Here is a 13028-nt window from a genome sequence, read left to right on the forward strand (position 1 = left end):
GTTCGCTTTGAGCTTAGCCAGCTTCATCAAACGAGCTACCCGGTTTTCGCCAACATGAGTACCATTACGCTTCAGTTGAGCTGTAATGCGAGGGCTACCATAAACACCGCCAGACTCGATAAAGGCTTCTGTGATCTCTTTGGTGAGTTGCTTGTTTTCAACTGCCCGAGGAGACTCAGGTTCATTTAACCAAGCATAAAACCCACTGCGATGAACGTTTAACACAGAGCACATGCGAGTGACTTTCCATTTGTCGAGCCGAGATTTTATGAACGCGTACTTTTCCTTGACTCGCTTGCAAAGAACGCGGCGGCCTCCTTTAATATGTCACGCTCTTCTGTAACGCGCTTGAGCTCGGCCTTTAACCGTTTTAACTCTTCGCTTTCTTTGTTCTGCTTTGGCGTTTTTTTGGCCTTGTTGACCCAGTTATAAAGGGATTTATCAGTGATCCCCAATCGGTTGGCCACATCTTTGATCGCGTAGCCATGCTCGATAACCTGGCGAACTGCTTCGTCTTTAAATTCTTGCGGATATTTATTTCTCATAACACCTTCTATCTTACTTCATTTTCAAAATAAAAGATGTCTAGTTGTTTGAGGGAAGATCATACAACGGTAAATAAATTCATTGACCGCATCGCGGGTGATTTAAAATTTGTTGTACATGAACTCAGACACACTACTCGGACGCTGCTGAGTGCTTTAAAAATAAAGAACGAGGTAGCAGAATCTTACATTACACATTCCTCTTGGCTCTACATGCACGATCCACTTCACTTATACGATGAAAGAAAAGAGGCCGCATCAGCTATCTCAAACCTAATCACAACTCTGAGAGAAAAAGTAAAAGAAGAAGCTTTAAAAAATGAAGACACCATTTGAACGAGTAGAGCCATCGTTGACGTTGAATGAAGTATTGAAAATACTTCGGTACAAAAAGTCTTGGCTTTATAAGCAGATGAAATTAGGAAAATTTCCCAAGCCGGATCGCAAAGTGGGCAAAAAAAATTTATGGAGTCCTGAAGTAATCGAGCAATATTTAGCGATGAAAGCAATAGAAGAATCGAATCATTCTGACCAAATTTACAATTGGTCTGGAAGTGCTATGACATCATATCCTGCAATACCTTGCACAATGAGGTTCAGGTATTAATACATGCTCAAAGCACCACGTCACAACCCTGCAAGGTATGGCAGGGTTTTATGTATCAACTTCCAGTTTAAACCAATGTACTCGTCACTAGCTCGAAGTTGTTTCTGCAATACCTCGCAGAAAACTCTTCAATTTAAAAGCAGTGCCCTATTGCAGGAAAACTGTTTTCCTGCGAGGAATAATATGCAGACCTAATAACTCTTTTACTTAACAACCTAAGGGGACCAAACTTCGGACATAAAATAAGACTATGCATCAAGCTCTTTTGATGGGGAAGACCAACCCTACACAACGATGAACTGATTTTCATAACGTGCAAAAAATTCCAACTGACATATTGGTCAATCAAGATAAGAACTTACTTACGTTTATATAAAAGCAAGAATGCAATAGTCAGCACTAATACACTTATCAGAAATACTGAGATGGTGACAATTGGCATCTTCTCTCCTTAAGCTCTTCAATCTAGGTTATGAAAAAATTAAATCTCACGCCGAAGCACACGAACTGATAGCTGAAAACCTCCTGGAGCTAAAATTTTATTCAATACTGAGACTCTAGGATCTGTATTGCCTTTTTCAATATCTCTGAGGGTTTTGTCAGACACCTTAATAAACTTTGCATATTGAGTTTGTGTCATACCATACAATTGTGTGCGAACTTGCTTAACTAATTCACCAATGGAGATTACATTGTTGGCAACATCATTTTCCAGCTTCGCAAGCATTTCTTTTCGCTGTTCACCAGACAAACTAGCCATCATAAACTCCCATTTCTACTAATTTATTTTTTATGTTGCTAAATCCAATCGCAGGAAAATTTAATATTTCATCAGGGCAATTTAACTTTGCTAATCGCGCCGGCAGGTCGATTAATTTTTCTGCCAGTTGATTCAAACATAAAATCATTTCTTCCGGCTCACAAAAGTCTGAAAGTTGCTCTGCAACGTTTGAAAAGTTCACTTGTCCGCGGAGCTCACAATTTCGTTCCCATTTGAATAAACGGGTTACTCCTTCTTCATCTGCTTTCATCGGAGCAAAATCATAGATAGGAGCAAAACGAATATCCCCAGCAAATTTTAAAAATGAAATGTTACGGCCGTGATTATCTGAATTACCAAAAACAAGATTTAAAAAGTCTCTAACAACATATTGCTTTGCAAATTCGCTTTTGGTCATTTGAGTTGCAGAATTAATCCTTCGCCAAACTGTCTCCATAACATAAAAATGACCTTGATAACTGCCAGGCTCCGCATTGATGATTGAATAGATGCTCTCCAAACCGATTCTTGTAGCAACTCCATTTTCAAATCCGACATCAAAGCGCGGCAGCCATAAACTGACTTGGCCACTTTCTTTGTCTTCTAGTATTCTTAACTTATCGGCTTCGATTGTTTTAACGCTAGTGCCTTGGAGGATCTCAGTAAGAGCCTGATAAAAAACACCTTCAGCTTTAAGAATGTTATTGTCTCGAGTTGTACGCTTATTTCTAGCAAACTTTGTTAAGTATGCTGTTGCCGTCAATGGCTTTCCAGCAAAATCTCCGTCAATGTAAACACTGTCATCTTCAAGCATGAGTAATAGTTTTGGTGCGACACCACCAGCCCCAGTTGCTCCCCCAACCGCAGCTCCTTGTTCATTAGCATACTCTAAGAAGTCATATTGCAATGAAATAACGTCTTCAATGGGAAAGCGACGAGGATCCCTACTATTCTCTGTCGGTACAGACTCTTTTATTCGTAAATTGCCAACGGGCGACATACAAGCATGAGTCAGCAGCGCGTAATTTTGCTGAAACTCGTTTGAGCGACTGGTATTAAGATACTTGAGCCACCAATCTCGAGATTTACCCACTGGCAAGATATCATCTAATAAAGCAGGCCAATTAGGGTAGTCTTTAGGAACAATGCTAATGGGCGCATTAACTGAGCATGCCCAACAATCTTTAACCTCATAGCTAGCGACCTTAGCAATATACTCATTCTCATAGTACAGCGAGCAACTTGCACTGAGCCGCTCATCAGAGAAACTCAAAGTAGCAGCATCCCACCATTGACCTTGATTAAACAATTGCAGTGTGACTGTTAGCATCATTCACCCAGTAGTTTATTACCGTTTAGTTATTAATATTAGCAACTTTTCGGTAGAAATCTACCGTTTCATTGCAAAACAGCAATCATTTTCGGTAGAAATCTACCGGTTACTGCACGATACAGCACCTTAATCAGTACTTTGTTACCGTTTATCAATTTGAAAAACACATAGGTTTTCTAAGTGTTTCGGTCAATAAGCTCAATATAAATTACTTAGGCTGTTCATAACCAAAACAGGGGGATGGGTTATGAAGAATTATACGAAAGTGCAGCGTATTGCCATCGCAATACTCATAGTTACAGAGGCAGTATCCAGTGAAGAGCTAGAGTCGATTGGCATCAAAAAGTCACAAGCTGACGCGTGGGCAAAACACTTATTGGATAAGCAAATCAGCTTTCAAGATGCAATGGATATTTTTCAAAATAGGGATACAGATGCGTCCATCAATCATTTACTGACACTATGCATTGATCAACGCTTTTTTACTAAAAGACCTAAACATGATGAAGAAGCTCAAGGTGAGCAGAAAAAGCAGGGATAACCTGCTTTGCTCTGAAGTTTAGAAAAACCTCATCATGTCTTGATATTCAACGCTCTTTCTAGTGCCTCTTCCCACCAAAATATAACTGGTGCTATTTGTCGTAAATATGCAATTCTCATGGATACTGAGTATTGCTGTTGTTCGCACCCAGCCACCAACTGGAAATCTACCTAGTTCATCATAAATGATGTAGTCAGCCTTTATTAGCGATATAGCAAAGTCAGGCAAAGATTGTGGTAGCTTAATGTCCCATATAGCCCAGTCCTTTACCACGCATATTGGTTTACCTGGTGAAAATTGGTCACACTTTTGTTTCATCAAATCGATTTGTGATTCTGAGCAGCCGAAGTCCGTTAATATTCCAGGCTTATACAAAACACTTGCAAGCCTATCGATCTCTCGTTTCATTTCATTAGTCATAACTATCTCTTGCTATTAAAAGTTATGACTAGCTTGAGCTCACTCTCTAATCTGTCAAAAAATCACTTCGCATTTAAATGTGTGCAAAAGGCTTCCAGTCTTGAACTCTATAAAAATGGATGATTCATTTTGTATGTGGAAAGGATGGCTGCATTTGTAATAACAGCTCGCTGGCATGTAAAACGGATATGAGCAGTAAATGTTCTTGTGTGCATCGAGCGGCAGTTTAGCTAACTGCTAGGTACCTAAGTTATTGCATGGCACCAAATCTACCCGAGGGCTCTAATGAGCTGAATTTAAATTATTAAACAAAGAGAGGTAACCAAGTTTTGATTATATAAAGTTTATGTTTAGGGCAGGTATCGATTTAAAGCTTAACTCCTGCGCTAATCTTCTGATTATAAAACAAACAACTATCTCTTAATGAAGTACACTAACAAATAATATGTGTATAACGCGCCTAATAGTCGCGGCAAGACTCATAAATTACAGACTCCTAGCCTGTGCCTATCAAACTCCGTACTGTAGAGGGATAGAACTGCTTACCTGTCCGGCTTTTAAAGCCTAGCCGGTTTAGTTCGTCTGCAATGCCTTTTAACGTTGTTGTTCCTGCTGCTTTCACATTTTCAATAACTGGTAAAATTGCCGCTCGGTATTTTTTTGTGTTTGCCATAAACTGTGCATGAGCATTGCTGGTACAAGTATTTCTGACTTCATTAAAGTTAGGGTTACCTAATTCCACGCCTCTCTTTTTAGCTTCCGTTAAAGCTAATTTTGTCCTTGTAGAGATTGCTCTTCGTTCCTCTTCTGCGACAGCCGCTAATACTTGTAACACCAATGGGCCTGAGTTGGGCTGATCACAACAAATAAACTTGATATTGCTTTGCATCACTGAACTTAAAAAATGCAAATCACGAGACAACCTATCCAGCTTTGAAACGATTAATGTTGAGTTGGTTAGCTGACAGTGTTGAAGTGCTTTGGCCAATTCTGGCCGGTTATTATTTTTGCCCGACTCTACTTCCGTGTATTGATAAAGCAATGATCCTTCTTGTCGATTTATATAATCAATCACCACAGACTGTTGAGATTCTAGTCCAAGCCCACTTTGACCTTGTCGCTGAGTAGATACACGATAGTAAGCAATAAAATTCATAATATTCCTGTGAGTTACAAAGGCGCAATACCTTCGTTTTGCGTGTTTGTATTTAGATCTATAGATTGACTGCTTGGGAATATTCGTCAAAAAGTAGATGGTGTGATTTATTCTTAAAAAACGCGGTTGATGGGCCTTACCAAGATTTCCTTTTGGCTCCATAATCTAGATACAGCCACACGAAGGAATTACATAATGGAAGATAAGAACAGACTTGCTAGAGCAAAACGCATAGCTAGAAATAAAATGAAATATCGTGATGTTGATTTCGTCTTGCTGCGACAGAGAATTTATCAAGATGTTACAGCGACAAACCAAGCTTTGCATTCTAAACCTTGGTATGAGGGATACTTGAGTAGTTTAGCAATCACTCTTGCAGGAACAGCTTCTTTATTACTACTCATAGTAGTTTAAGTAGACCCCCCTTGAGTTTTAAATGAGTATGGTAAAGATGCAGCTCACCACACAACTTGTTCGGCGATGAACAAAAACCCGACTGTTGGGTTTTAAATGTTCAGGGTAAAGGTGCACCTAGCTACACAGCTTATTGTGTAGAGCCAATAAAGTTTAAGTGGGTTAGTCGAAGTAATAGTAATTGCGCCTTGAGATGGTTAAGTCGCAGTTAGTGTCGAGGGTCAGTAACCATCTAAAAAAGTAATATTTTAGGGGCTTTCTGGATGCTAATTGATGGTGCCAGATTTGCTTCGACTTAATCTCGGGGTAAGAACGACCCATGCCGCAGACAAAAATAAGTTTGCGTTTAAAGCTTCTCAGAGATGTTAGAGGTAGCTTTTTTATGCCATAAAAACGCCCTGTTAAGCAAAGTTGAGTAACAGGGCAGATCCAAGTTAATGACGCTTTCGGTTATGCTCTTCGGATTTTCTGATTGTGTTATGAAAGGAGTTAATGAGTTCCTCAACTCGAATCATTAGTTCTTTTTCCTCTCGGTCTTCACAAAACCTAACTATAGGAGATGCCCCCAATAAGAATGTAGTGACAGCAAGTATCGGCTGCATGACCGCCTGAACAGGTAATTCCCCTTTCGCAATATCAACAATGTAATTAATCTCATCATTAAGAACGGTTATGGCTGTCACTGCGTCATTAACTAGCTCTTGATAGTTACTACGGTTATGCTCACCCATCTGCTTAATCTTCAAGTCAATTAACGACATGGCGAAAACAGCTTCTAAACCGCTGTCGGTTACCTGGAGATTATTGACTAAAGTTTTGAATTCAGGTTCCGACATTATGTCGTTTTGAAGATTTGTAACTAAAGCCTGTTGATGCTGCTCTACAGGAGATAAATAATATTCTTGCTTGAAACTTAACATGATGTTTTTCCTATCTAATTATCGTGAACACCATATTCAGCTACTTCTTAGACTTGTCAAAAAACAGGGCTTTAACAATCCAATAGAGTAGCTCTTATCTCATGTCTAAACGTAAGAACACAGATAAAGTAGCAATACCTGAATATCTTATTGATCTAGAAACCCTGTTGTTTAGCTTTTTATAAATGTTACACCCTGGTATCATCACCTTCGGCATTTCAAAGTGGTAAGTAAGATTGAATAAGAAAGATAAAGTTCTGGTAATAGACCTATTTGCAGGCCCAGGTGGCTTGGGTGAAGGTATTTCTGCTACGACAGATAAAAATGGTAAAAAACCTTTCGATATTCGTATATCTGTAGAAAAAGAACCATCGGCTCATAAAACTTTAACAACCAGATCATTCTTTCGAAAAATCAGAACGATGCCCAAGGGCATAGAAAACTATAATCTATATTTACAAGGAAAATTATCCCGCGAAGAGCTATTTGCAAAATTTCCGGAGCAATCTGCACTTGCTCTAAATGAGACATTAGAAGGCCCCAAAGCTCTTGGTGAAGATAATAAACTAATTCATAGCCGTATCGAAAAGCTGATTAGTAATCATAATGGACCTAAAGTAGTCATTGGTGGGCCTCCATGCCAAGCTTACTCACTTGCAGGAAGATCTCGCAACGCAGGAATAGAAGATTATAAAGCTGAAAAAGACCATCGTAATTTCTTATATTTAGAATATTTAAAAGTACTCTCAATTGCTCAACCTGATGTTTTCGTAATGGAAAATGTTAGAGGTATCCTTTCCGCAAAAGTTAATGGCAAAGTAATGTTTCCTCAAATTCTAAAAGACTTGAGAAAACCAGGGAGAGTCACAAAGATTAAAGGTGTAGCGGGATATAAGATCTTTTCTTTGGTTGCTCCAGCAGAAAACCCTAATAATCCTCAATATAAAAACTCTTCTGACTTTTTGATCAGAGCCGAGAATTACGGTATTCCCCAAGCTAGACATAGAGTAATTTTATTGGGAGTGAGAGAGGATTTAGGTCGTGTACCGCAAACAATTGAGCAATTACAGCAACAAGTAACAGTTGAAGAAGTCCTTATGGATCTGCCACCTCTTAGAAGTGGATTTTCCAAACAAAAAGATATTCAATCTGATTGGGAAAAACAAATTTTAAATAACTCAAAAATAATCACGAAGTTACTTACGAAAAGGTTTGGAGAGAAACCTGTTTCTACTCTACCTCTTACCCCAATTAAAGGCCTAACTCGCTTTTCCTCAAAGAAAACAAATGTTAAGCCTAAAATACCAAGCCATATTAAAGAGTGGTACTTAGATTGTGCACCCAACAACGTGCTTAATCATGAAACAAGAGGCCACATGACCTCTGATTTACTGCGTTATGGATATAGTGCTGCTTTTACCAAACTAAATGACGGTGTTTCGCCCAAGTCTAGAGACTTCCCTGTCGAACTCGCGCCTGAACACGATAATTGGAATTCAGGCTCTCATGCTGATAGGTTTAGAACGCAGGCCGCAAATAAACCTGCCACTACAGTTACAAGCCACATATCGAAAGATGGTCATTATTTTATTCACTATGACCCTCAGCAATGTAGAAGCCTTACTGTAAGAGAGGCAGCCCGCCTTCAAACTTTTCCCGATAATTATTTGTTTGAGGGAAATAGGACACAGCAATACGTTCAGGTTGGCAATGCTGTGCCTCCGTATCTAGCTCACAAAATCGGTAAGATAGTTCTCGAACTACTTTACAATTGAATATGTTGACTTTTGTCCAAGAGTTAACTTGTTGCTTGTGGGGGGGCAAGCTTGCTGACTAAACTTCCTGCTATTTCACTTTTCTTCAAATCTGGCTGCCCTTGTCTTCCAATATAAGCTGAGAACCTTGACTGAATGTCACGCATAAACTCCCCAGAAACGGTAGCGATACGATTGTAGGTAACAAACTCTTCTATTGTACAAGTTTCAACATTTTGAAAGTCAGATATTGAAGCATGTAACTCTCCATGATTAGGTAAAAAATGAAATTTAGGATCTTGGCCCTTAATCACTTTCTCTAACGCAGCCCTTAATTTACTTGTTCCAGTGCCTTCTTGGATTAACTTCTTGTCAAGCCATTGCTCCCTTGAAACAGGTAATAGTGGACACATTACGATTCTATTTGCGTTTATAACTGGAAGCCCTTCAACTATATCTCTGGGAGCAACATCGCAAGCTGGTGACATGACTAAATACTTACCATTATCGTTTTCAACAACATCTCCCGTAGCGATGTACTTCTTGATAGGTGGCTTAATATAGAACTCCCTTTCGTCATACGTAGTTAATGTACGATCTATATACTCGTTCAAATGATTTAACGTATAACGCAATAACACTTTTTCAGAGCCACTTGCCCAATTTTCAATATCATTCGACAGATGCTCCCAAAACACCTCCGTTAAACGCAACTCTAACTCTCCCTTTCTACCCAGTATTTTGGTTATGCCCGTTTCATATAGAGAAATAAACTGCCTAAATACTTCTTCATTTGCAATATCCTCCCTACTGTGGAACTTCAAGAAGGGACTCTCTTTTTCTACAAATTCCTGTCCTAAGTGAGACAAGTTTCCGGATATTACTTTAACCGGGAATCGGTTTTTATTATAAATAGCATCTATGACTTGGTTACCGCCTGCTTCTTGCGGCGTGCTAGTGTCCAAGTTCAAGTCAACAATCGCACCATCAAAATCACCATCTTGCAAAAGCGCTATCGCACCATCAGCATTAGTTTCATGTACCAGCTCTATATTGTAATTTGAGAATTGCTCTGAGATTTCATCTGCCGCATCTTGATACGCTTCAACTTGACTATCTTGATCCTCGACCAAAAGAATTTTAATACTACATGTCATTTAACTAGTTCCTTTAATTACAATGTCAAACACAGCCCCTTGCGTACTGTGTTTAGCTTCAATCTTTCCACCAATTCGACTCATCGCCTCCCCTGCTAATGACAACCCGAGACCTGTACCGTCAGGTTTCATGCTATAACCAGGTTCGAACATTAAATCTAGATTACCACCTTGAAATCCTGGACCAGAATCTTTGTACTCTAGTTCGACAGAACTACCTTCCGCATAGATGTCAATGGTGATAGTTTTTTCTGCATCAGCTTTTTGAGAGATCCAAAAGATACTGTTTTCAATTAGGTTCGAGAACACGGTTATCAAGTCCACTTCGTTGCACTCAATAAATACCCCCCCACCATGATTTCTTAATTCAAACTGAATTTTAGCGCTAGTGAAGTCTGACTCAAATATGGCCCCAATATTATGAAGTTCATTGACTAGGTTTAATTTCTTATTCGGGCTACGCTTTGTTCTTGCCAATGGCTCAATTTTTTTAAAAAGATACGACAGCCCTTTAGAGTGAGTTACTACTTTTCGACTCCTGTCATTTATTTTTTCAATTAATTCAGAGTCTGGACTTTTGATAACCCTTGATATCCACTTGGCAACTCTAGGTGCAGTCTCGTTGATGTATTTAATATGCTTTCTTCCTTCGTGCAAAAGGACATGAGTAATCTTACCCAGAGTGGCTTGGCCTTGATAAACTGCTATTGTGTCTCTGATTTTTCTTTCTAAGTTAGCTTTTTTGTTCTCTTCATTTGTCAGGATCTTTGATATCGAAGACTTCACTTCTGGCAGTAATTCTGGTGATACTTTTAAACGGTCCAATTCAGAAGATATGTGGTCTTTCGTCTTATCAAAATTAAAAAGAGAAGTTAAATCATCTTCAATGGAGCTACTTCTACCACCTTTTTGCGCTTTATCCCTATATCTAAACCTGCGCACTTCTAACTGTTTAATTATTGTGGACAATATTGTGGTTAAACCAAAATATGCTCCGTTTTCAATCAATCCATCTCTAGCACTTTTTTCTTCTAACCCTGAGTGTTCCTCGTGTCGAACATATACAAAGCCAATAACCTGATTGTGACCTATCTTTCTGGAAGGGTCTTGAACCCTCTTTTTATCGAGGTCAAGCCAGTCAAATTCCTGATCTCCATAAGGTCGAATTTTAAATTGTTCCCTATAAATCCCCACCCCATAATATTCGTCTAAAATCCGTCTAGCTTCATTTTTACCAACATAGCTACCTGTATCTGGATCTTTTAAGCCTCGCTCAATCATGTTCGTTATAGAGTCAGGATCTCTGTCATATGCCCTAATGTCTACATAGAGCTCCCCTGGGTAAACTTGCCCTTCTATCCTATTCAGAGGTATTTGGACATTTATTTGTTCTGGTTGTAATGAAGGAACGTTTTGATTCTGATACGACAGAGAAACATGGCCATTCGACGATACCTTTCCAGAAATTCGATAATCAAATAAATCTAGTACAGGAAAAGGTTCTATTTTTATTAACTTGTTTGAATATTCGCTGAGAGGGAAATCATAAAATTGAAGTTTAATATCAAATTGATCATACTCAATTTTAAACCCTTGTTTTAGGGCAGATTCAAATACCTCCTGGGGAGCAGTCAAACTTCTTAATTCAAGCAATAGCTTTTTAAATTGCTTTGGTGTCCAAATTTCTAGCAGTTTTTCCTCTGTTAGATTAAACGTTTCTATTTTGATTGACGTTCCTGCACTACGAGTTGTTTTCTCATGTGTCACGTCCAACACAAGCTCATCAAGGAATGTGAATGACTCTACTTTTTCCATGTCTAGATTGAGTTTTGTTAAATAGCCACCTTGAACGGTTTCTAAGGTTATTTTTGAACCTAGAATTGACGCAGCAAACCTACCAATACCTTTTCTACCCTGCAGAACACGATTTCTCGCACTTCGTTTGCGGATCAGTTTGTCGCTAGTAGCAGGAACAAGCCACTTGTTGACAACTGTATCTAAAGACATTCCATCACCTTTATCGACAACGTCAACTACTAAAGTTTGAGCAACTTTATCGTAAGAAAAACTTACAACCACATCCTCTGAATCAGCATCGTATGAGTTCTTAACCAACTCGACAATTGCGGCATATACATCCTTAACAAGATCTTGACCTACTGTTCTTAGCAATCGAGCTGCTGGTCTAATTTTATGTGCGGTAACATCCATATTTTTAGCCCTAATTATCTTAACATATTGTCTAATATATAGTTTCAGCTATTCATTTGGAATAGTTGTACCTAAGCTTAAAACTATGATGCCTGTAAAAACTGAAATGAATTTCAAATATGCGCTCATTGAAATATATTCACGGGTTTACAACAAATAACGATAAGTGGTGGCGCGAGTGGTAGTTCGGTGTTAGTCTGGCCAAGACGACATTGCTGAAAGGCCTGCTCTTATTGGGCTACAGAGGCGCTTTGGATATTGTTCTTCGTTGAGATCCAGAATATTGAATAACAATCACGTCTTCGAATGACTTTAAGGCGGGTATAAATGCTAAATTTCAGCCCGCCTTTCATATAGAATTTCCCACAAGTAGCCATCTCTCATCAAAGCCTACTCAAACTCATTTTTGAGTATCGATCCGAACACCACTAAATTGAACCTATTTTTAATAAATAGATTTGCACGCTTAGTGTTCGCACTAGCGAGTACCTAGGCCTTATGCCAAGATTAAATCACTTAATCGCTAATCTGGTATTTCATATGAACAAGTTGCTAATCGCTGCACTATTGAGCCTCACTTTTCTTTTCGGTTGCGACAAGGAACAAGGAGATGCCTCCAAAGATGAAAAAGCGGCTGTGGTTCAAGAGCCATCTCAGATAGCACCTGATTCCGCAGTTGATGAGGGGCGAAATATCATTAAAAAAGTGGAAGACGTGGCAGTACAAACCAAAAAGTATCAGTTTAACAAAACGTTTTTCACGTCGTCTTCTGAAGTCATAACGCATAATTCGCGTGTACACGACCTAGCTATAAATCAAGAGGCTGTTGTCAATGGCACTATTACGATCATACTGGCGGGCAATACAGATACATCTATGCTCGCGAACCATCCTTTAATTGTCTCGGCTGTGGTCAAAAAACTCAACCCAAACGTTTGGCAACTTGCATACGAGAACGGCACGGATTTATATAAAACAATGAACCAATTAAGCACTATTGCCGCGGTAGAGGACATAGAAATAGACGTTACATATCTCAGTAATAGTGCAGCTGAATTTTAGCCTTTAAAAGTCATCACCCTTCATTTATATGTTGGCACTTCAGCTAGAAGTAACAAAAAAAGATGCATACAGCCTCATTAGAGAGAGCCTTTATGCCTGTATCATCTCCAACCAGAAAAAATTAACAAAAACAAAACAACCGAATATT

General features: G+C 39.0%; 11 protein-coding genes and 1 pseudogene. 4 read left to right on the forward strand and 8 right to left on the reverse strand.

Annotated features, from left to right (window positions below):
- From AAEU32_RS04935 to AAEU32_RS04945, 3 genes and pseudogenes are all read right to left on the reverse strand, one after another.
- Positions 1 to 545, reverse strand: a pseudogene (locus AAEU32_RS04935) (transposase); the annotation flags it as partial.
- 1088 nt (positions 546 to 1633) lie between these two features.
- Positions 1634 to 1912, reverse strand: a complete 279-nt coding sequence (locus AAEU32_RS04940; RefSeq protein WP_421969420.1) for a helix-turn-helix transcriptional regulator — start codon at positions 1910 to 1912, stop codon at positions 1634 to 1636.
- Positions 1905 to 3245, reverse strand: a complete 1341-nt coding sequence (locus tag AAEU32_RS04945) for a HipA domain-containing protein (RefSeq protein ID WP_421969421.1) — start codon at positions 3243 to 3245, stop codon at positions 1905 to 1907. Before AAEU32_RS04945 ends, AAEU32_RS04940 begins: the two co-directional genes overlap by 8 nt.
- A 247-nt stretch (positions 3246 to 3492) precedes the next feature.
- Here AAEU32_RS04945 and AAEU32_RS04950 point away from each other — a divergent pair, with 247 nt between their 5' ends.
- Positions 3493 to 3786 carry a hypothetical protein gene (locus tag AAEU32_RS04950; protein WP_421969422.1) on the forward strand — a complete coding sequence of 98 codons (294 nt, stop codon included), beginning with the start codon at positions 3493 to 3495 and terminating at the stop codon, positions 3784 to 3786.
- Between the two features lie 18 nt (positions 3787 to 3804).
- On the opposite strand, the gene AAEU32_RS04955 is transcribed toward AAEU32_RS04950, so the two are convergent.
- Both AAEU32_RS04955 and AAEU32_RS04960 read right to left on the reverse strand, forming a co-directional pair.
- Positions 3805 to 4206: a DUF6957 family protein gene (locus AAEU32_RS04955; RefSeq protein ID WP_421969423.1), complete on the reverse strand. Its 402-nt coding sequence runs from the start codon at positions 4204 to 4206 to the stop codon at positions 3805 to 3807.
- Positions 4207 to 4702: 496 nt separating this feature from the next.
- Complete coding sequence (locus tag AAEU32_RS04960) at positions 4703 to 5362, reverse strand: recombinase family protein (protein ID WP_421969424.1); 660 nt, start codon at positions 5360 to 5362, stop codon at positions 4703 to 4705.
- A gap of 195 nt (positions 5363 to 5557) precedes the next feature.
- Between AAEU32_RS04960 and AAEU32_RS04965 the strand changes: the two genes are divergently transcribed.
- Positions 5558 to 5776: a hypothetical protein gene (locus AAEU32_RS04965; protein WP_421969425.1), complete on the forward strand. Its 219-nt coding sequence runs from the start codon at positions 5558 to 5560 to the stop codon at positions 5774 to 5776.
- 434 nt (positions 5777 to 6210) lie between these two features.
- Here AAEU32_RS04965 and AAEU32_RS04970 read toward each other — a convergent pair whose 3' ends face one another.
- Positions 6211 to 6696: a hypothetical protein gene (locus AAEU32_RS04970; RefSeq protein ID WP_347392005.1), complete on the reverse strand. Its 486-nt coding sequence runs from the start codon at positions 6694 to 6696 to the stop codon at positions 6211 to 6213.
- Positions 6697 to 6932: 236 nt separating this feature from the next.
- Here AAEU32_RS04970 and AAEU32_RS04975 point away from each other — a divergent pair, with 236 nt between their 5' ends.
- Positions 6933 to 8471 (forward strand): DNA cytosine methyltransferase, encoded by a 1539-nt coding sequence (locus AAEU32_RS04975; RefSeq protein WP_421969426.1) that lies wholly within the window; start codon positions 6933 to 6935, stop codon positions 8469 to 8471.
- 23 nt (positions 8472 to 8494) lie between these two features.
- Here the strand turns inward: AAEU32_RS04975 and AAEU32_RS04980 are convergent, their stop codons facing one another.
- Complete coding sequence (locus AAEU32_RS04980; protein ID WP_421969427.1) at positions 8495 to 9607, reverse strand: response regulator; 1113 nt, start codon at positions 9605 to 9607, stop codon at positions 8495 to 8497.
- Positions 9608 to 11818 carry an ATP-binding protein gene (locus AAEU32_RS04985; RefSeq protein WP_421969428.1) on the reverse strand — a complete coding sequence of 737 codons (2211 nt, stop codon included), beginning with the start codon at positions 11816 to 11818 and terminating at the stop codon, positions 9608 to 9610.
- Between the two features lie 540 nt (positions 11819 to 12358).
- Between AAEU32_RS04985 and AAEU32_RS04990 the strand changes: the two genes are divergently transcribed.
- On the forward strand, positions 12359 to 12880 hold the full coding sequence (locus AAEU32_RS04990) for a hypothetical protein (RefSeq protein WP_421969429.1): 522 nt from the start codon (positions 12359 to 12361) through the stop codon (positions 12878 to 12880).
- Positions 12881 to 13028: the final 148 nt, after the last annotated feature.

It is taken from the genome of Pseudoalteromonas maris, from assembly GCF_049257235.1.
Lineage (GTDB): Bacteria > Pseudomonadota > Gammaproteobacteria > Enterobacterales > Alteromonadaceae > Pseudoalteromonas.

Bases quoted from the DNA above. Each gene is read 5' to 3' on its own strand.
- AAEU32_RS04940 (WP_421969420.1), bottom strand. From the start codon at position 1,912: ATGGCTAGTTTGTCTGGTGAACAGCGAAAAGAAATGCTTGCGAAGCTG.
- AAEU32_RS04945 (WP_421969421.1), bottom strand. From the start codon at position 3,245: ATGATGCTAACAGTCACACTGCAATTGTTTAATCAAGGTCAATGGTGG.
- AAEU32_RS04950 (WP_421969422.1), top strand. From the start codon at position 3,493: ATGAAGAATTATACGAAAGTGCAGCGTATTGCCATCGCAATACTCATA.
- AAEU32_RS04955 (WP_421969423.1), bottom strand. From the start codon at position 4,206: ATGACTAATGAAATGAAACGAGAGATCGATAGGCTTGCAAGTGTTTTG.
- AAEU32_RS04960 (WP_421969424.1), bottom strand. From the start codon at position 5,362: ATGAATTTTATTGCTTACTATCGTGTATCTACTCAGCGACAAGGTCAA.
- AAEU32_RS04965 (WP_421969425.1), top strand. From the start codon at position 5,558: ATGGAAGATAAGAACAGACTTGCTAGAGCAAAACGCATAGCTAGAAAT.
- AAEU32_RS04970 (WP_347392005.1), bottom strand. From the start codon at position 6,696: ATGTTAAGTTTCAAGCAAGAATATTATTTATCTCCTGTAGAGCAGCAT.
- AAEU32_RS04980 (WP_421969427.1), bottom strand. From the start codon at position 9,607: ATGACATGTAGTATTAAAATTCTTTTGGTCGAGGATCAAGATAGTCAA.
- AAEU32_RS04985 (WP_421969428.1), bottom strand. From the start codon at position 11,818: ATGGATGTTACCGCACATAAAATTAGACCAGCAGCTCGATTGCTAAGA.
- AAEU32_RS04990 (WP_421969429.1), top strand. From the start codon at position 12,359: ATGAACAAGTTGCTAATCGCTGCACTATTGAGCCTCACTTTTCTTTTC.